The sequence below is a fragment of the Erwinia rhapontici genome (assembly GCF_020683125.1).
Classification (GTDB): domain Bacteria; phylum Pseudomonadota; class Gammaproteobacteria; order Enterobacterales; family Enterobacteriaceae; genus Erwinia; species Erwinia rhapontici.
Genome location: NZ_CP085627.1, coordinates 4,645,096 through 4,664,003, shown reverse-complemented (window position 1 = coordinate 4,664,003; position 18,908 = coordinate 4,645,096). Strand labels below are relative to the sequence as shown.

Below are 18,908 nucleotides of genomic sequence, written 5' to 3'. Positions count from 1 at the left end.
GGCAACCCTAAGGGGTTGTCCTCACCCTTACTGGTTTTTCCTCGCACTTTTCCTGATATTCATCTTTGCTCACTCAATCGAACAGACATACCCTGGATGGTTTTCTCCAATACTGGCAGACTGAGTAAACTCATAGGGGAAAATACAGGGAAGATAACAATGCGGGTAATGAATGGAATGGTTTTGTTGTGTCTGGTAATCAGTGGGTGTGCGTCTAACATCACGACTGCGCCATCCAGGGATATCAAAGCATTTACCGATAATGCTGATAACTGCATCCATATGTCGGGAGAATGGGATAGTAACCTCCCTAAAGAACGGCAGGTGGAAATTGAAAAATCTGTTGATAATTATTGCGGTAAAGCGAAAGAGCAGAAAGAAAAATTAAAAATAAAATATGAAAATGACCCTGCAGTTGAAAAGATTTTAAACCGTTATGACTTTAGCTGATATTGAATAACTTAATAATTCATTCAAGTCACTGCGCTTTGAAGCGGAACGTTATTTCTGATTTTTCCCAGCAGTCACCTCACGGCTGCTGGCAATCACCTTTCCCTGATCCTGTATCCTCGCGGCCCGCCGTGCTATGATTGCGCACAATATCGACACTCCCTTTCTGATACAGAGTTAACGCTTTTCATGACCGATAATTTCCCTGCACATCGCTTTTCCATTGCCCCGATGCTCGACTGGACCGATCGCCACTGTCGTTACTTTCATCGTCAGTTGACGCGTCAGACGTTGCTGTACACCGAAATGGTGACTACCGGGGCGATTATCCACGGCAAAGGCGATTACCTGGCCTGGAGTTCTGAAGAGCAGCCCGTGGCGCTGCAACTGGGCGGCAGCGATCCGGCAGCACTGGCACAGTGTGCAAAACTGGCAGAAGAGCGTGGCTACAATGAGGTCAACCTCAATGTGGGCTGCCCGTCTGACCGTGTGCAGAATGGCCGCTTCGGTGCCTGCCTGATGGGTGAGGCCCAACTGGTGGCGGATTGCATCAAAGCGATGCGCGATGTGGTCTCTATTCCGGTTACCGTGAAAACCCGAATTGGCATCGACGATCAGGACAGCTACGAATTCCTCTGTGATTTCATTCAGCGCGTTGCAGAGCAGGGGGGATGCGAGACATTTATTATTCACGCCCGCAAAGCCTGGCTCTCTGGCCTCAGCCCGAAAGAGAACCGTGAAATTCCACCGCTCGACTATGAACGCGTTTACCAGCTGAAGCGTGATTTCCCGCAGCTTACGCTATCGCTTAACGGCGGCGTCAAGTCGCTGGAAGAAGCCCGCACTCATTTACAGCATCTGGACGGGGTGATGATGGGGCGCGAAGCCTATCAGAACCCGGGACTGTTGGCGCAGGTAGACCAGATGATCTTCGGCAGCACCGTGCCGATGGTTGATCCTGTTGCAGTGGTGCGTGCGATGTACCCGTATATCGAGCGCGAGCTGGCGAACGGTACTTACCTTGGCCACGTGACCCGCCATATGCTGGGACTGTTCCAGGGCATTCCTGGTGCGCGTCAGTGGCGTCGTTACCTGAGTGAGAATGCCCATAAAGCGGGTGCCGGTGTTGATGTGGTGGAAAAAGCCTTGCTACTGGTTGCGGATAAAGTGCCTGCCAACGTATAACATCGTTAAATATTCACTAAGCTTTGATGAAATTCACCAGGGTTGTTACGGCCCTGGTGAGCCCCTTCCTTATAGATCAATACCTTAAAATCCTCGCCGTACTGGCACGCTTCTTGTAATAGTCTCTTCAGAGTCCCTTATTCTGGAGCACATCGACATGTTAGAGATCCTGTTTGTCATCGGCTTTTTTATGATGCTGTTGCTGACCGGTATTTCGTTATTGGGCATCATTGCGGCGCTGCTGGTGGCTACCGTGGTGATGGTCGTTGGCGGATTGTTCGCTGTTGTTATTAAATTGTTGCCATGGTTACTGCTGGCGGTGATTGGAGTCTGGTTATATCGGGCTTTTCGGAAACCCTCTGTGAAGGATAAACCCTGGTTATCTCGATAATATCAATGAGTTGCCTGAGGCCTTTGGCCTGTTAATGCGGGTTAGATCACATCATAGAAAATTGCTAAGCACCATTTCGCAATTAAACATATTTTTTACTTATGAATTCTGCCAGGATGGTTTCACTGAATCAAAACGTATTCATCGCCGCTGACCCTACACTCAGTGCGAACTATAAAAAGAAAGAAAAAAGGGCCTCCTTCGGGAGGCCCTGATTATTTGTGCAGTACGCCAGAAATCACGGTATTAATAAGCTCGATCCCTGTGTACCACGACCTTCCAGTATCTGATGTGCCCGCTCTGCATCGGCCAGCGCAAACTTCTGCGTGTCTGGCACATCCACCTTAATCGCATTGCTTGCGATCAGCGAGAACAGCTCATTGCTGGCCTGAAGTAGCGCTTCACGCGTGGTGACATAACTATTGAGTGATGGTCGGGTAACATACAGTGATCCTTTCTGATTGAGGATACCGAGATTCACACCCGTCACCGGGCCCGATGAGTTGCCAAAGCTGACCATCAGGCCACGACGCTGCAGGCAGTCCAGTGAGGCTTCCCAGGTATCTTTCCCTACCGAGTCATACACCACACGCAGCTTTTTGCCATGGGTCAGCTCGCTGACGCGCGCGGCAATATCCTCTTCCCGATAGTTAATGGTTTCCCAGGCGCCCGCACGTTTCGCCAGCGCGGCTTTCTCCGCCGAGCCTACCGTGCCGATCAGATGTGCCCCGAGCGCCTTAGCCCACTGGCAGGCAATCAGCCCGACACCGCCAGCAGCGGCATGGAACAGAAACACCTCATCCGGCTGCACCACATAGGTCTGGCGCAGCAAATAATGCACCGTCAGGCCTTTAAGGAAGGATGCCGCGCCCTGTTCAAAGGAGATAGCATCCGGCAGCGGTGCCACTTTATCGACCGGCACGTTGTGCACTTCGCTGTAGGCACCCAGAGACGACTGTGCATAAACCACGCGGTCACCTGGTTTCAGGGCACTGACGCCAGCGCCAACACGAGTGACAATCCCGGCGGCTTCTGTTCCCAGCCCGGCAGGAAGTGGGGCAGGGTAAAGGCCGCTGCGCACATAGGTATCGATGTAATTGATGCCGATGGCTTTGTTCTCAACCTGCACCTCACCGGGGGCCGGATTGGCTGGATCAAAGCTCACCAGCTGCATCACTTCGGGTGCGCCGTGCTGGCTGATTTGTATACGTTTCGCCATGTTCACTCCTGTGGATTTCGCGGTAATGTGGGGGAGGACGTCAGTCATGCAAACGGGTATACTTGCGCGTCCCCCCACAAGATTTTTGGTATCGCATCACTATGGCAGGAAATAAACCCACCAACAAATCCTTCGAAAACCGCGAGCCGCGTGACCGCCAGATGGAAGGTCTCAAGCTGCCCCCGCACTCGCTGGAAGCTGAACAGTCGGTGTTGGGCGGTTTAATGCTGGATAACGAACGCTGGGATAACGTTGCCGAGCGCGTGGTGGCAAAGGACTTCTTTAGCCGCCCGCACCGGATGATCTTCGCGGAGATGCAGCGCCTGCTGGAACTGGGTAAACCGATCGATCTGATTACCCTTTCTGAATCGATGGAAACCAAAGGTGAACTGAGCATGGTCGGCGGTTTTGCCTACCTCGCTGAATTATCAAAAAATACGCCAAGTGCAGCAAATATCGGCGCTTATGCGGATATCGTCCGTGAACGTGCCGTTGTGCGTGAGATGATCTCCGTTGCTAACGAAATCGCGGATGCCGGTTATGACCCTCAGGGGCGCACCAGTGAAGATCTGCTCGATCTGGCGGAAACCCGCGTGTTCCAGATCGCCGAAAGCCGTGCCAATAAAGATGAAGGGCCGAAGAGTGTTGATCAGATCCTTGAATCAACGATCGAGCGTATCGAGGCCCTCTATCAGACACCGCAAAATGGGGTGACCGGGGTGGATACGGGCTACGGCGATCTGAATAAGAAAACCGCCGGGCTTCAGCGTTCTGACCTGATTATCGTCGCGGCCCGTCCGTCGATGGGTAAAACCACCTTTGCCATGAACCTGTGTGAAAACGCAGCGATGGAACAGGATAAACCAGTGCTGATCTTCAGCCTGGAGATGCCCGGCGAACAGATCATGATGCGTATGCTGGCGTCGATGTCCCGCGTTGACCAGACCCGTATTCGTACCGGTCAGCTTGATGATGAGGATTGGGCGCGGATCTCCAGCACTATGGGGATCATGATGGAGAAGAAGAACATGTACATTGATGATTCTTCCGGCCTGACCCCGACCGATGTTCGTTCGCGTGCGCGCCGTATTTTCCGTGAGCACGGCGGCTTAAGTCTGATCATGATCGACTACCTGCAATTGATGCGCGTACCGGCACTGTCCGATAACCGTACGCTGGAGATCGCTGAAATCTCACGTTCGCTTAAGGCGCTGGCGAAAGAGTTACAGGTGCCGGTTGTGGCGCTGTCGCAGCTTAACCGCTCCCTGGAGCAGCGCAGTAATAAACGCCCGATTAACTCCGACCTGCGTGAATCCGGCTCCATCGAGCAGGATGCCGACTTGATCATGTTTATCTACCGTGATGAGGTTTATGAAGAAAACAGCGAGCATAAAGGCATTGCTGAGATCATCATCGGTAAGCAGCGTAACGGCCCCATCGGGACTGTGCGCCTGACCTTTAACGGTCAGTGGTCGCGCTTCGACAACTATGCGGGTCCGCAGTACGACGATGAGTAATCTTTTGGGCCAGGCATGCCTGGCCCCTACGATTTATCCTTCGCTTCCGACGCGATACAACATCCCCCCCGATCTTGGTGGGCCTGCCTGCCCAACCCCCTGCGATTTATCCCTCGCTTTCGACGCTTGTAGGGGTCGGGCATGCCCGACCCGCTTTCAACGCCTGTCATCCAAAATAGTGTTGGACAACACCGCAATGAATGCGGTTATCTGTCTGTCAGCAGTACCCAGACACCAGCACGGATGAACGATGACCCAGATTGATGATTTTGACCTTAAGATACTGACTTTACTGGAAGCGAATGGTCGCCTGACTAACCAGGAATTGAGCGATATTGTGAAGCTGTCCGCCTCACAGTGCTCACGCCGCCGTATTAACCTGGAACAGGCTGGATTGATCCTTGGCTATCACGCGCGGTTGTCCCCGGATGCCGTCGGCCTGGGGATGATCGGCCTGATTGAAGTGCGGCTGATCAGCCATACGACAGAGTACGTTGAGAGTTTTCACCGCATGGTATCCGAGCAGTCGGCTATCGTGGATGCCTATAAAACCACGGGTGACGCTGATTATCTGCTAAAAGTGGCGGTGGCCGATCTCGCCGGGCTGAGTGCGCTGATTAGCCAGTTGGTGGCAGGACATCAAAGCGTTTCGCATGTGAAGACGTCAGTGGTCCTGAACCGGCTGAAAGAGAATGGGCTGATGTCGGTGAGTGAGATACAGCTGCGCTAAAACAGTGCATATCGCGCACCATGGTTGTGCATAAAATCGAACATTAATGCGAGATGTGTGCGATAAAATGAATTTTAGTGCGTGATGTGATGGATGAATGCCGATTTCATGCACAAAAACGAGCAATAAAGCGCCTTGTATTCAATGGGTTAATTCGCTGGCACCATCCGGAGGCTTCAAGGGCCGCCGGATTGGTGCGATTTTTGCTACATATTGGGCAATCAATAAAGCAATAATCACCAGAGAATCAATCCGATGGATAACGTCGTGCAACAACCTGTAAAAATCCCCCATACGCTGCTGGAAGATGTGCTGGCTATCATGCTGGGTACGCTGATGGTTTCTTTTGGTGTCACGCTGTTGAAACAGGCCGGGGCGCTGACCGGAAGTACTGCCGGTATCGCCTTTCTAATCAGCTACCTGAGCAAAACCTCCTTTGGGCTGGCATTTTTCCTGATCAACATCCCGTTTTACTGGCTGGCCGTGAAGCGCATGGGCTGGGCTTTCACCGTGAAAACCTTCTCTGCCGTGGCGCTGGTCTCTGCATTTAGCCACCTGCACCCGTTATTCATCCATTTTTCCGCGCTGGATCCCTTTTATGCGACACTGTTCGGTAACGTGGTCATGGGGATTGGGTTTATAGTGTTATTTCGCCATAAGGCCAGCCTGGGTGGGATCAATATTCTGGCGTTGTGGTTGCAGGACCGTTACGGTATTCGTGCCGGAAAACTGCAAATGGGGGTGGATACCTGCGTGGTGCTGGCCTCGCTGTTTGTGGTGTCGCGCGAGATGCTGGCGGCCTCTATTGCCGGTGCGGTAGTGCTGAATCTGATTATTGCCATGAACCACCGCCCTGGCCGCTATTACGTTTAGCCCTGCCTGAATTTACCGCAACGCCCGCCGTGGCGTTGCAGGACATGACTGATTATTTAATGGAGACTTGCACCGTGTTTCAAAACGTTGATGCCTACGCTGGCGATCCGATTCTCTCCCTGATGGAAACGTTCAAACAGGACAACCGCGCGCACAAGGTGAACCTGAGCATCGGCCTGTATTACGATGCACAGGGTGTGATCCCACAGATGAAGGCGGTTGCTGCGGCGGAAGCCCTGCTGAATGCACAGCCACAAAGCGCCTCTCTCTATCTGCCGATGGAAGGTTTGCCGCCTTACCGCAGTGCGGTTGCGCCACTGCTGTTTGGCGCAGAGCATCCGGTACTGAAAGCGGGGCGTATCGCCACCATTCAGACACTGGGGGGATCGGGTGCGCTGAAAGTCGGTGCTGACTTCCTGAAATACTACTTCCCGAATTCACAGGTCTGGGTCAGCGATCCGACCTGGGAAAACCACATTGCTATCTTTGCGGGTGCCGGGTTCACGGTCAATACATACCCGTGGTATGACAATGAAAGCAATGGCGTGAAGTTCGCCGCATTGCTGGAAAAACTGAACACGTTGCCTGCCCAGAGCATCGTGCTGCTGCATCCGTGCTGCCATAACCCAACCGGGGCTGATCTGACCAACGCACAGTGGGATGAAGTGACCGCTGTGCTGAAAGCACGCGAGCTGATCCCGTTCCTGGATATCGCCTATCAGGGCTTCGGTGCTGGCATGGAAGACGATGCCTATGCTATCCGCGCTATCGCCGCGGCGGGCCTGCCTGCGCTGGTCAGTAACTCATTCTCTAAAATCTTCTCCCTGTATGGCGAACGCGTTGGCGGCCTGTCCATCGTCTGTGATGATGCGGATGAAGCCGCTCGTGTGCTTGGCCAGCTCAAAGCGACTGTGCGCCGTAACTACTCCAGCCCACCAAACTTTGGTGCGCAGGTCGTCTCCTGCGTGCTCAATAACCCTGAGCTGAAAGCCAGCTGGCTGGCAGAAGTAGAAGCGATGCGCGTGCGTATTCTGGAAATGCGTCAGGCGCTGGTGGAAGGGCTTACCCTCGCCGTCCCGGGTAAAAACTTTGACTACTTGCTGAAGCAGCGCGGCATGTTCAGCTACACCGGCCTGAGCGCAGCACAGGTCGACCGCCTGCGTAATGAGTTTGGCGTGTACCTGATTGCCAGCGGACGTATCTGCATCGCTGGCCTGAACCACAACAATGTGCGTCAGGTTGCGGAAGCGATGGCTGCTGTTATGTAATCATTTCTGGCCGGGACTCTCCCGGCCAGCTATTCCTGCTTTTTCACTTTTCAGGTTTACCTTTTCGCCACTTGCTGCACACTTAACGCATCTATTGCGTTAAGGAGTCCTACTATGTGGTATCAGCAAACGCTCACTCTGAACGAAAAACCGCGTGGCTTTCATCTGATAACGGATGAGATCCTCGGTGAACTACGTCGATTAAGTGATGTGCAGACCGGGCTGCTGCATCTGCTGTTGCAGCATACATCTGCTTCCCTGACGCTGAACGAAAACTGCGATCCCACGGTGAGAACCGATATGGAGCAACATTTTCTGCGTTCGGTGCCGGACAATGCGCCCTACCAGCACGACTATGAAGGTGCGGATGATATGCCTGCCCATATTAAGTCCTCGCTGCTGGGCACCTCACTGTTGCTGCCGATCAGCCGTGGTCGGCTGATGCTGGGGACATGGCAGGGAATTTACCTGGGTGAACACCGGATTTGCGGTGGTGCCCGACGTATCGTGGCAACCCTACAGGGGGATGATTAAGCATGAAGATATCTGAGCTGTTGTCATACTGCATGGCGAAAAACGGTGCAGAGCAAAGTGAACACGATGAGTGGCAGGCTACACAGATCAAAGCCAAAGGAGTGCTGTTTGCCATGCTCTACGATGTGGGTGGACGTCCTGCGGTGGCGCTGAAAAGCACCCCTGCCTTGGCCGATCTTATTCGAGAGCAGCACAGTGATGTGCAGCCCTGCGAGCATCTGAATCCCTCACACTGGAACGCCGTGTTGCTGGACGGATCACTGAAAGATTCACAAATTTACTACCTGGTGGATGCGTCTTATCAGCAGGTGCAGAAATAAAGGTGAAACGGCCAGAACGCCTGGTGCGTGCTGGTCGTTATCCTGCTGTACTGAATATGTCTGCTTACGCTAAATCAACGTTATATTGAATGACAGACAGACTCAAATTATCGAAGTTTAATGTATTGCTATTTTTTATTTAAGTAGATATCTCAAATTAAATATCCATTATCCTTGTTAAATTACCTTAGCAAGGAAGAAAGTCATTGGTTTTTTTATATTTATTGTCTGTGGTTTTTCGTTAGCTTTTTGATTGTAATGGTTTTATGTTGTCAGTGTTCGTCACTTATTCCTTTCAAAGAAAAAATCAAAAAAATGCCTACATCATTTTTACGATGGATATGATAAAACACCGCGGTTAAAACTTACAGCAAAGGGAGTTAGCCTATTTAAAACTCTCAATTTTTCACCCTAATAGATTAATACATATTAGTGTAACGCGAATTCCAGGTTGGCAGCAGTAAACCACAAAGGCCTTCATAACAATGCCTGTTATACAAGGCATGGTGCAATGCAATTTTATATTTTTAACGGTTAGTTTAAAAGGAATTGATAATGGATATTGATTTGAATAAAAAATGGAATGTTGGGAATTTACTGAAAACTCCAATGTGTGTCGTGCCTTTAATTTTTGCTCCCTGCATGTCTGTTTGGGCGGAAGATACAGAGATTCTGGTGACCAATAATGAGGAGCGCCTCATTGAAAATAACATCTATTCGAACGATTCCCTCAGTAAAAACATCCTTGCAGTGACGAAAGGCGGAGATCTGACGGCAAACGGTGTCACGCTCAACAGTACGGGGGCGAGAAGTTCGGGGGTGTCGGTTCAAAACGGTAAATTTAATGCGCAAGACTTAATTGTCAACGTGTCGGGTAGTGGCAGCACCGGGCTGATGCTGGGCGCTGGCGCTGAGGCCGTATTGAACAACCTGCAGATTACCGGCCAGAATTCTGCGAAGGGGCTGGTGTTCAAAGGGACCACTGCGAAGATTAATACGGGTACGGTTAGCACTGCCAGAGGCACCGCGATAAGTACCTCCTCGGGCGCGCTCGCCCTGAATGATGTTTCGGCCAGTACTCAGGGCACGAATAACTATGCGTTAGAGGTGACTTCAGAGGCCAGCGTCATCGCCGATGGTGGAAGTTTTTCAACCGAAGGGGAGGAAAGCTCTGCCGTGTGGATCTATGGTTTAGACCCCTCGGCTACCTTGAATGATGTGACTATCACCACCAAAGGTGATGTCTCCATGGGCGTTAAAGCAGAAAACGGAACAGTGACTCTGACTAACAGCGCGATTGAAACCCTGGGAGATGGCAGCAACGCTCTTTACACGGAAGATCACATTCGGGGTGAGAATCTGGTGATCACCACCCGTGGTGAAGCTTCTGTGGCGCTGGATGTCCAACAGGATGCCGAAGGTGTGCTGCTGAGAAGTACCATTGACACGTATGGTGATTCATCTTCAGCCGTTGAGGCTGGCGAAGGCGCAGCAATCACTGCTGATGATGTGCAGATTAAAACCATTGGTAAGCAGAGTTACGGCATATCGAGCAGCGGAAGTACGCTGGATATTCGTAACAGCGATATTTCCACCACAGGTGAGCAGGCGAGTGGGATGTATGTCGGCGGTTTGGGGGCGGGAGACAGTTCTATTTCGCTGGATACGGTCACTATTGATGCCCTGAAAGCTCAGGCTATTGAGTTTGATACCGCCAGCGCGGTGATAAATGTGAAAAACTCCGTGCTGACCGGTGGCAATGAGCAGGTATTAACCGTGACACATAATGAAGCCAACAATGCCTACAGTAACGTCACTTTCAATGCCGTTGGCAGCACCTTAAATGGCGATATTACGGTGAGTGATATCGGCAATACCGTGGCGGTCGATTTGTCATCCGCATCTGTGCTCAATGGCGCCGTGACCAAAACGACCTCGCTGTCGATCGATGCCAGCAGTGAATGGAACATGAATAACGAATCTGATGTCGGGCTGCTGACCAATAACGGTACGATTACCTTCTCCGATCAGAGCAAGTTTGACACATTGAGGGTAACGGGAGACTACGCGGGTGACGGTGGATTGCTGGTGATGAACAGCGTATTGGGTGATGACAGCTCACAGACCAATAAGCTAATTGTTGGTGGGGATGTACTGGCAGGCACAACCCACGTTGCGATTAATAACCTTGGCGGCAAGGGCGCGCAGACCGTTGAAGGTATTGAAGTGGTTGAGGTGGGAGGTACGTCGACAGGGACCTTTGAGAAAGCTGATCGTATCGTCGCCGGTGCTTATGATTACGATCTCGAGCAGAAAGGCGAAAACTGGTATCTGACGAGCCAGTTGTCTCCTGTTGATCCGAACGCAGGTAACAACGAAAACCCCCGACAGCCCTCTGTTATTCGCCCTGAAGGCGGAAGCTACACGGCTAACCTGGCAGCAGCAAACACCCTGTTCCTTCTGACCCTGCATGACCGGTTGGGTGAAACACAGTTCATTGATGCGCTAACGGGCCAGAAAGAAGTCACCAGCATGTGGTTACGCCAGGTTGGCGGACATAATTCTTGGCACGATGGCAGCGGACAGTTGAAAACCCAGAGCAATCGCTATGTGGCGCAGATCGGTGGCGATGTTGCCCGCTGGAGTACGGATGGGCTAGACCGCTGGCATGTTGGCGTTATGGCTGGCTATGGCGACAACCACAACACCACCCGAAACCAGCACAGCGGTTACCGTTCAAAAGGTTCCGTTAATGGTTACAGCGTGGGCGGTTATGCGACCTGGTATGCCAATGCTGAAAACCATACCGGTGCGCACCTGGATACCTGGCTGCAGTATGGCTGGTTTGATAACGACGTTAAAGGTGAAAACCTGGCGACCGAAACCTATAAATCCCATGGGGTTTCAGCCTCACTGGAAGGCGGCTACACCTGGAAACTCGGCCAGTTCTCGGGTAGCCAGGGATCACTCAATGAATGGTTTATTCAACCTCAGGCCCAGGTTGTGTGGATGGGTGTAAAGGCAAATAACGTTGAGGAAGCGAATGGCACGAAGGTGAAAGGTGAGGGCGACGGCAACCTGCTGACGCGTCTGGGGGTGAAAACCTATCTGAAAGGTCACAGTGCTGTTGATAACAATAAGCAGCGAGAGTTTCAGCCTTTCCTTCAGGTAAACTGGCTGCATAACACACGCAACTTTGCGACCAAAATGGATGATGTTCGCGTCAGCCAGAATGGCGCAACCAACCTGGCCGAAGTGAAAGTCGGGCTGGAAGGGAAAGTGAACCCACGTCTGAATCTGTGGGGGAACATTGGCGTGCAGATGGGCGATGCGGGTTACAACGATAATGCCGCAATGGTTGGCGTGAAATACAATTTCTAATCGTCAACATTAAGCGGGCGGCCCTGAACAGGGCCGCCCGCTTTGTCTTCTGGTTACGCGCGCAATGTATCGATATCAATCACGAAACGGTACTTCACATCGCTTTTCAGCATACGCTCATAGGCTTCGTTGATCTGATTAATATTGATCATCTCAATATCGGAGGTGATGTTGTGCTTACCGCAGAAATCCAGCATCTCCTGAGTCTCTTTAATCCCGCCAATCAGTGAACCCGCAATGCTGCGGCGTTTAAAGATCAGATTAAACACCTGCGGTGACGGATGATCATGTTCCGGCGCACCGACCAGCGTCATGGTGCCATCGCGGCGCAGCAGGGTGATAAACGGGTTCAGATCGTGCTGTGCAGCAACCGTGTTAAGAATGAAGTCAAAACTGTTGGCATGTTGCGCCATCTGGTCGGCATCTTTCGAGATCACGACTTCATCTGCGCCCAGGCGCTTACCGTCTTCAATTTTAGATGGCGAGGTGGTGAACAGTACGACGTGCGCGCCCATGGCATGCGCAATTTTTACGCCCATATGGCCGAGGCCGCCCAGGCCTACGATACCGACTTTTTTACCCGGGCCCACGCCCCAGTGGTGCAGTGGCGAGAAGGTGGTGATCCCGGCACACAGCAGTGGCGCGGCACCGGCCGGGTCGAGGTTTTCAGGCACGCGCAGTACGAAGTCTTCATGCACTACCACTTGGGTGGAGTAACCCCCAAAGGTGATATCGCCGTTGATGCGGTCTTCGCCGTTATAGGTGCCGACAAAGCCCTCTTCGCAGTACTGCTCCAGGTCCTCTTTACAGCTGTCACAGGTACGACAACTGTCGACCATACAGCCCACGCCAACCAGATCGCCCACCTTGTATTTATGGCCGTGTGCGCCGACTGCCGTCACGCGACCCACAATCTCATGGCCTGGCACGACCGGGAAAATGGTGTTGCGCCATTCATTGCGTGCCTGGTGTAGGTCAGAGTGGCAAACGCCGCAGAACAACACCTCGATCTGCACATCATGTTCACGCAGTTCGCGTGGCTGAAACTCAAACGGAGCCAGTTTCGATTTCGCGTCCTGGGCGGCATAAGCATGCGTAATATTCATTGGTCTCTCCAGTTATTGATGATGTGGCGCAGTGGCCGTGAGGGTGGGAGCAGGCAGTGGAATAGCGTCACCTTCTCCGCAAAATGATGAAGGTTAAGCATAGTCAGATAATGGTGAAGGGGGTATATCCAAAACTCGCTAAGTCTTGCCTGTTTCTGCAAGATTGTGTGGCGATTGTAAGAAAAATGCAGCAAACCACGGAGAAAAATACCGTTCGTGATAGCGGGTCGGGCATGCCCGACCCCTACGAAAACCGTACAACCGTACAACCGTACAACCGTAAAACCGTAAAACCGTAATCGTAATCGTAATCGTAATCGTAATCGTAATCGTAATCGTAATCGTAGGGGCGAGGCACGCCTCGCCCGATGCATTGTCCGATGCCTCGCCCAAATAATTAACGCTGTAACAGCGGCTTCAGGAAGCGCGCGGTGTGCGAACGTTCGCACTCTGCCACTGTTTCCGGCGTACCGGACACGAGGATCTCGCCGCCACCGCTGCCGCCTTCCGGCCCGAGGTCAACAATCCAGTCAGCGGTTTTGATCACATCAAGGTTGTGCTCAATCACCACGATGGTGTTGCCCTGGTCGCGCAGCTGGTGCAGCACTTCCAGCAGTTGCTCTATATCGGCAAAGTGCAGGCCGGTGGTGGGTTCATCAAGGATGTACAGCGTCTGACCTGTGCCGCGTTTCGACAGCTCACGCGCCAGCTTCACGCGCTGCGCTTCACCACCGGAGAGCGTGGTGGCCGACTGCCCGAGACGAATATAGGACAAGCCGACATCCATCAGGGTTTGCAGCTTACGCGCCAGCGCAGGAACGGCATCGAAGAACTCACGGGCTTCTTCAATGGTCATCTCCAGCACTTCGTGAATGCTCTTACCCTTGTATTTCACTTCCAGTGTTTCGCGGTTATAGCGTTTGCCTTTGCACTGGTCACAGGGCACGTAGATATCCGGCAGGAAGTGCATCTCCACCTTGATCACGCCATCACCCTGACAGGCTTCACAGCGCCCACCGCGCACGTTAAAGCTGAAGCGCCCCGGCGTATAGCCGCGTGTACGTGACTCCGGCACCCCGGCAAACAGTTCACGCACTGGGGTGAAGATCCCGGTATAGGTGGCCGGGTTTGAACGCGGCGTACGCCCGATAGGGCTTTGATCGATGTCGATCACCTTATCGAAATGCTCCATCCCAGAGATATCACGGTACGGTGCAGCTTCGGCAATAGTGGCGCCGTTCAACTGGCGCTGGGCAATCGGGAACAGAGTATCGTTGATCAGCGTCGATTTCCCGGAGCCGGACACGCCGGTCACGCAGGTAAACAGCCCGACAGGCAGTGTCAGTGTGACGTCCTTCAGGTTGTTACCGCTGGCGCCGGTCAGCTTCAGCACCTTCGCCGGATCGCCCTTAACGCGCTGTTGCGGGATGGCGATGCCACGCTTGCCGCTGAGGTACTGCCCGGTCAGGGACGACTCCACCGCCATGATGTCATCCACCGTCCCTTCTGCGACGATCTGTCCGCCATGCACCCCGGCACCGGGGCCGATATCAATCACATGGTCGGCCGCGCGAATGGCATCTTCATCGTGCTCAACCACAATCACGGTATTGCCCAGATTGCGCAGATGCACCAGGGTTTCCAGCAGACGTTCGTTGTCACGCTGATGCAAGCCGATAGAGGGCTCATCCAGCACGTACATCACGCCCACCAGGCCCGCACCGATCTGGCTGGCAAGACGGATACGCTGCGCTTCACCGCCGGAGAGGGTTTCCGCCGAACGCGACATCGACAGATAGTTCAGGCCAACGTTCACCAGGAACTTCAGGCGGTCGCCAATCTCTTTCAGCACTTTCTCAGCGATTTGCGCGCGCTGGCCGCTGAGTTTCATATTCTGGAAAAACTCCATCGCATGGCCGATGCTCATATCTGAGATGGTCGGTAGCGTGGTGTTCTCCAGGAAGACGTGGCGTGCTTCACGACGCAGACGTGTACCGCCGCAGCTGGTACAGGAGCGGTTGCTGATATATTTCGCCAGTTCTTCGCGCACCGCGGACGATTCCGTCTCTTTATAGCGGCGTTCCATATTGTGCAGTACGCCTTCGAACGGATGGCGGCGCACCGAGGTATCGCCCCGGTCGTTGACGTACTTAAATTCGATGTTCTCTTTGCCTGAGCCGTACAGGATCACTTTGCGGTTGTAGTCGCTGAGCGAGCTGAACGGCGCTTCGATATCAAATTCCAGATGCTCAGCCAGCGAGCGCAGCATCTGGAAATAGTAGAAGTTACGGCGATCCCAGCCGCGAATGGCACCACCCGCCAGTGACAGCTCAGGGTTCTGCACCACGCGGTCAGGATCAAAATACTGCTGAACGCCCAGCCCGTCACAGGTCGGGCAAGCCCCGGCCGGGTTGTTGAAGGAGAACAGGCGCGGTTCCAACTCATTCATACTGTAGCCACAAATCGGGCAGGCAAAGTTGGCTGAGAACAGCAGTTCTTCGGCGCTGGTGTCATCCATATCCGCGACGACCGCACTACCACCGGACAGTTCGAGCGCAGTTTCAAACGACTCTGCCAGGCGCTGGGCCAGATCGTCACGCACCTTAAAGCGGTCAACCACCACTTCAATGGTGTGTTTCTTCTGCAGTTCCAGCTTCGGCGGATCGGACAGATCGCAGACTTCACCGTCGATACGCGCACGGATGTAGCCCTGGCTTGCCAGGTTTTCCAGCGTTTTGGTGTGTTCACCCTTACGATCTTTCACGATCGGTGCCAGCAGCATCAGACGGCGGCCTTCAGGCTGCGCCAGCACATTATCCACCATCTGACTGACGGTTTGTGCTGCCAGCGTGACATCGTGGTCCGGGCAACGAGGCTCACCCACGCGAGCAAACAGCAGGCGCAGATAGTCATGAATTTCGGTGATGGTGCCGACGGTGGAACGCGGGTTGTGCGAGGTCGATTTTTGTTCAATCGAAATCGCCGGTGACAGCCCTTCGATATGGTCGACGTCTGGTTTTTCCATCAAGGAAAGGAACTGGCGCGCATAGGCCGATAGCGACTCGACATAGCGGCGTTGCCCTTCTGCGTACAGCGTATCAAACGCCAGCGAGGACTTGCCAGAGCCTGAAAGGCCCGTAACGACGATCAGTTTGTCGCGCGGGATGGTCAGGTTAATGTTTTTCAAATTGTGGGTGCGGGCACCCCGTACTTCGATCTTATCCATTCACAATTCCCGGATTAGCACAAACCTCACCATGCCTGCCCGGCACGGCCAGAAAGAAACGCGTTAGTATGGCACAAAAAAACCTGAATGGATAACCAGTGTTTTGGCGTAGAATGCCATACAGAGCGATGTAATACTGCAACGAACAGCGGTGTTTTTCGAGGCATCTCCTAAATGTAGGATCTGGGGGTATGCCATGATAGAATTTTGCGCTTAGACTTAAGTCAGAACATTTAACCGGAGACAGCAACATGGCCAGCAGAGGCGTAAACAAAGTAATTTTAGTCGGAAATCTGGGTCAGGACCCGGAAGTTCGCTACATGCCAAATGGCGGTGCCGTTGCCAACATTACTCTGGCCACCTCCGAAAGCTGGCGTGACAAGCAAACCGGTGAAACCAAAGAGAAGACTGAGTGGCACCGTGTTGTGCTGTTCGGCAAACTGGCCGAAGTGGCGGGTGAATACCTGCGTAAGGGTTCTCAGGTTTATATCGAAGGCGCACTGCAGACCCGTAAATGGACTGACCAGGCTGGCGTTGAGAAGTACACCACCGAAGTCGTGGTTAACGTTGGCGGCACCATGCAGATGCTGGGCGGTCGTGCTCAGGGCGGCGGCGCACCAGCAGGTGGCGGTCAGGGCGGCGGCAGCAACAACGGTTGGGGCCAGCCACAGCAGCCACAGGGCGGCGCACAGGGCGGCAACCAGTTCAGCGGCGGCGCGCAGCAGTCTCGCCCGCAGCAGGCACCACAGCAGAACAGTGCGCCTGCCAACAATGAACCCCCAATGGACTTTGACGACGACATTCCTTTCTAAATACGGAATGTATGTTGTTTAAAGCACAAAAAAAGAGGCCTGATGGCCTCTTTTTTTATGCCCGTAGCTTCAGATGCCTCGGTTATCATTTCATCGGTCTATCTCAGAGGTTATTGGTTTCAACAATCGTACCCACATGCGCGGTGTTTTTCTTTTTTCTTAACTGATAGCTCACGGTCAGCACCAGCAGCCAGACGGGGATCAGCCAGACGGAAATCGCGATGCCCGGCGTCATAAACATAATCACCAGAATACCGGCCAGGAACAGCAGGCACAGAATATTGGTCAGGGGATAGCCCAGGCTGGCGAAGCGGGTTTTCTGCCCGGCAACTCGCATGGCGCTGCGGAATTTCAGATGGGTGATACTGATCATCGCCCAGTTGATCACCAGCGCAGAAACCACCAGTGACATCAGCAGCTCGAAGGCTTTGCCCGGCATCAGGTAATTAAGCAGTACGCAAAGGGCGGTCACCAGCGCCGAAACGCTAAGGGCGTTGAAAGGAATACCGCGACGATTAATCTTTAATAATGACGCCGGAGCGTTACCCTGTTTCGCCAAACCAAACAGCATACGGCTGTTGCTGAACACGCAGCTGTTATAAACGGACAGCGCAGCAGACAGCACCACGGCATTCAGCAGCGTCGCGACCAGATTGCTGTCGAGTGCGTGGAAAATAAGAACGAACGGACTCCCGCCTTCGACCACTTTCTGCCACGGATAGAGTGACAGCAGCACCGCCAGCGCCCCCACATAGAACAGCAGGATGCGATAAATCACCTGATTGGTAGCCTTCGGAATACTTTTCTGAGGATCATCGGCTTCGGCGGCGGTAATGCCTATCAGCTCAAGCCCACCGAAAGAGAACATGATCACGGCCATCGCCATCACCAGCCCACTGATTCCGTTAGGGAAAAACCCGCCGTACTGCCACAGGTTAGCGACGCTGGCCTCAGGGCCGCCATGACCGCTGGCAAGCAGCCAGGCGCCAAAGCCTATCATGCCGACAATCGCCGCGACTTTGATGATGGAAAACCAGAACTCCACCTCACCGTAGATTTTCACGCTGGTCATGTTGATGAGGTTGATCGCAACAAAGAACACCCCGGCAGAAACCCAGGTCGGAATGTCCGGCCACCAGTACTGAACGTAAATCCCGACAGCGGTGAGCTCAGCCATACTGACCAGCACGTAAAGCACCCAGTAATTCCAGCCGGAGACGAAACCGGCAAAGCTGCCCCAGTAGGTGTTGGCAAAATGACTGAACGAGCCTGCAACCGGTTCGTGAACCACCATCTCGCCGAGCTGGCGCATAATAAAGAAGGCAATCATGCCGGCAATCGCATAGCCCAGCAGAACCGACGGACCTGCCATTTTGATGGTTTGCGCAATACCGAGAAACAGCCCTGTACCGATTGCGCCACCCAAAGCAATCAGCTGAATATGGCGATTTTTCAATCCCCTGTGCAGCTGACCTTCTGACTGATTGTGATCCATGTATGCTCCCCAGCGTATTGATATTTGTTGCAGGGTAATTAGCAATTCCCGGGCCAGTGGCAGCGCTTATTAAGGAGCGATATGCTCAACATAATGAAAAATAAGACTAATTATTTTTACGCTCGACTCACAGGCTATGCATGCAACACGTCTTATGCACCGATGTTGTGCTTTTTAGGGTGCTTTTGTGCACGAATTGAGCAGGGAGTGCGTCTTTAATGACGGATGTGAACCATAAAGGTGCAGGGTGATGTGTCGCTCTGCGCATTCTTACTGAATAACTCTTCTAAGAACGCGGTTTTTCCGTTAATTCAAATGACTTATCCCAAATTCTAAAATATATAAGTAACCCATTTGTATTATTAATTAGCTGAACCTTTAACGGTAAGTCATTTTAACTT

The 18,908-nt window shown here is 52.9% G+C and carries 15 protein-coding genes; 11 read left to right on the top strand and 4 right to left on the bottom strand.

What is annotated here, in order from left to right:
- Positions 1-159 precede the first annotated feature (159 nt).
- The 3 genes from LJN55_RS21500 to pspG all read left to right on the top strand — a co-directional run bounded on the left by LJN55_RS21500 (position 160) and on the right by pspG (position 2,026).
- Positions 160-450 (top strand): hypothetical protein, encoded by a 291-nt coding sequence (locus tag LJN55_RS21500; protein WP_227535261.1) that lies wholly within the window; start codon positions 160-162, stop codon positions 448-450.
- A gap of 189 nt (positions 451-639) precedes the next feature.
- A complete protein-coding gene (gene dusA / locus LJN55_RS21495) occupies positions 640-1,635 on the top strand; it encodes a tRNA dihydrouridine(20/20a) synthase DusA (RefSeq protein ID WP_159336738.1) in 996 nt (331 codons plus the stop codon).
- Positions 1,636-1,792: 157 nt separating this feature from the next.
- Positions 1,793-2,026 carry an envelope stress response protein PspG gene (gene pspG / locus LJN55_RS21490; RefSeq protein ID WP_227535259.1) on the top strand — a complete coding sequence of 78 codons (234 nt, stop codon included), beginning with the start codon at positions 1,793-1,795 and terminating at the stop codon, positions 2,024-2,026.
- A gap of 238 nt (positions 2,027-2,264) precedes the next feature.
- Here the strand turns inward: pspG and LJN55_RS21485 are convergent, their stop codons facing one another.
- A complete protein-coding gene (locus tag LJN55_RS21485) occupies positions 2,265-3,245 on the bottom strand; it encodes a quinone oxidoreductase (protein WP_227535257.1) in 981 nt (326 codons plus the stop codon).
- Between the two features lie 101 nt (positions 3,246-3,346).
- Between LJN55_RS21485 and dnaB the strand changes: the two genes are divergently transcribed.
- From dnaB to LJN55_RS21450, 7 genes are all read left to right on the top strand, one after another.
- Positions 3,347-4,762: a replicative DNA helicase gene (gene dnaB / locus LJN55_RS21480; protein WP_133846968.1), complete on the top strand. Its 1,416-nt coding sequence runs from the start codon at positions 3,347-3,349 to the stop codon at positions 4,760-4,762.
- A 250-nt stretch (positions 4,763-5,012) separates the two neighbouring features.
- Positions 5,013-5,492: an Lrp/AsnC family transcriptional regulator gene (locus tag LJN55_RS21475; RefSeq protein WP_227535255.1), complete on the top strand. Its 480-nt coding sequence runs from the start codon at positions 5,013-5,015 to the stop codon at positions 5,490-5,492.
- A gap of 255 nt (positions 5,493-5,747) precedes the next feature.
- Complete coding sequence (locus LJN55_RS21470; protein ID WP_227535253.1) at positions 5,748-6,365, top strand: YitT family protein; 618 nt, start codon at positions 5,748-5,750, stop codon at positions 6,363-6,365.
- Between the two features lie 74 nt (positions 6,366-6,439).
- Complete coding sequence (locus LJN55_RS21465; RefSeq protein WP_227535251.1) at positions 6,440-7,633, top strand: amino acid aminotransferase; 1,194 nt, start codon at positions 6,440-6,442, stop codon at positions 7,631-7,633.
- Between the two features lie 114 nt (positions 7,634-7,747).
- Entirely contained in the window at positions 7,748-8,167 is a 420-nt protein-coding gene (locus LJN55_RS21460; RefSeq protein ID WP_227535250.1) for a secondary thiamine-phosphate synthase enzyme YjbQ, read from the top strand.
- 2 nt (positions 8,168-8,169) lie between these two features.
- The gene (locus LJN55_RS21455; RefSeq protein WP_133846972.1) at positions 8,170-8,487 is read left to right on the top strand and encodes an MmcQ/YjbR family DNA-binding protein; all 318 of its coding nucleotides are present in this window, start codon (positions 8,170-8,172) and stop codon (positions 8,485-8,487) included.
- Positions 8,488-9,042: 555 nt separating this feature from the next.
- The gene (locus LJN55_RS21450; protein WP_407647765.1) at positions 9,043-11,868 is read left to right on the top strand and encodes an autotransporter outer membrane beta-barrel domain-containing protein; all 2,826 of its coding nucleotides are present in this window, start codon (positions 9,043-9,045) and stop codon (positions 11,866-11,868) included.
- A gap of 53 nt (positions 11,869-11,921) precedes the next feature.
- On the opposite strand, the gene LJN55_RS21445 is transcribed toward LJN55_RS21450, so the two are convergent.
- Together LJN55_RS21445 and uvrA are read right to left on the bottom strand one after the other, a co-directional pair.
- Complete coding sequence (locus tag LJN55_RS21445; protein ID WP_133846974.1) at positions 11,922-12,974, bottom strand: NAD(P)-dependent alcohol dehydrogenase; 1,053 nt, start codon at positions 12,972-12,974, stop codon at positions 11,922-11,924.
- A 397-nt stretch (positions 12,975-13,371) separates the two neighbouring features.
- Positions 13,372-16,200 carry an excinuclease ABC subunit UvrA gene (gene uvrA / locus LJN55_RS21440; RefSeq protein ID WP_159336742.1) on the bottom strand — a complete coding sequence of 943 codons (2,829 nt, stop codon included), beginning with the start codon at positions 16,198-16,200 and terminating at the stop codon, positions 13,372-13,374.
- A gap of 251 nt (positions 16,201-16,451) precedes the next feature.
- Between uvrA and ssb1 the strand changes: the two genes are divergently transcribed.
- Complete coding sequence (gene ssb1 / locus LJN55_RS21435; RefSeq protein WP_159336743.1) at positions 16,452-17,012, top strand: single-stranded DNA-binding protein SSB1; 561 nt, start codon at positions 16,452-16,454, stop codon at positions 17,010-17,012.
- Positions 17,013-17,115: 103 nt separating this feature from the next.
- Here ssb1 and LJN55_RS21430 read toward each other — a convergent pair whose 3' ends face one another.
- A complete protein-coding gene (locus tag LJN55_RS21430; RefSeq protein ID WP_167864290.1) occupies positions 17,116-18,507 on the bottom strand; it encodes an amino acid permease in 1,392 nt (463 codons plus the stop codon).
- Positions 18,508-18,908 lie beyond the last annotated feature (401 nt).

Excerpts from the sequence above, each read along its gene's own strand:
- LJN55_RS21500 (WP_227535261.1), top strand. The coding sequence starts at position 160 with ATGCGGGTAATGAATGGAATGGTTTTGTTGTGTCTGGTAATCAGTGGG.
- dusA (WP_159336738.1), top strand. The coding sequence starts at position 640 with ATGACCGATAATTTCCCTGCACATCGCTTTTCCATTGCCCCGATGCTC.
- pspG (WP_227535259.1), top strand. The coding sequence starts at position 1,793 with ATGTTAGAGATCCTGTTTGTCATCGGCTTTTTTATGATGCTGTTGCTG.
- LJN55_RS21485 (WP_227535257.1), bottom strand. The coding sequence starts at position 3,245 with ATGGCGAAACGTATACAAATCAGCCAGCACGGCGCACCCGAAGTGATG.
- dnaB (WP_133846968.1), top strand. The coding sequence starts at position 3,347 with ATGGCAGGAAATAAACCCACCAACAAATCCTTCGAAAACCGCGAGCCG.
- LJN55_RS21475 (WP_227535255.1), top strand. The coding sequence starts at position 5,013 with ATGACCCAGATTGATGATTTTGACCTTAAGATACTGACTTTACTGGAA.
- LJN55_RS21470 (WP_227535253.1), top strand. The coding sequence starts at position 5,748 with ATGGATAACGTCGTGCAACAACCTGTAAAAATCCCCCATACGCTGCTG.
- LJN55_RS21460 (WP_227535250.1), top strand. The coding sequence starts at position 7,748 with ATGTGGTATCAGCAAACGCTCACTCTGAACGAAAAACCGCGTGGCTTT.
- LJN55_RS21455 (WP_133846972.1), top strand. The coding sequence starts at position 8,170 with ATGAAGATATCTGAGCTGTTGTCATACTGCATGGCGAAAAACGGTGCA.
- LJN55_RS21450 (WP_407647765.1), top strand. The coding sequence starts at position 9,043 with ATGGATATTGATTTGAATAAAAAATGGAATGTTGGGAATTTACTGAAA.
- LJN55_RS21445 (WP_133846974.1), bottom strand. The coding sequence starts at position 12,974 with ATGAATATTACGCATGCTTATGCCGCCCAGGACGCGAAATCGAAACTG.
- uvrA (WP_159336742.1), bottom strand. The coding sequence starts at position 16,200 with ATGGATAAGATCGAAGTACGGGGTGCCCGCACCCACAATTTGAAAAAC.
- ssb1 (WP_159336743.1), top strand. The coding sequence starts at position 16,452 with ATGGCCAGCAGAGGCGTAAACAAAGTAATTTTAGTCGGAAATCTGGGT.
- LJN55_RS21430 (WP_167864290.1), bottom strand. The coding sequence starts at position 18,507 with ATGGATCACAATCAGTCAGAAGGTCAGCTGCACAGGGGATTGAAAAAT.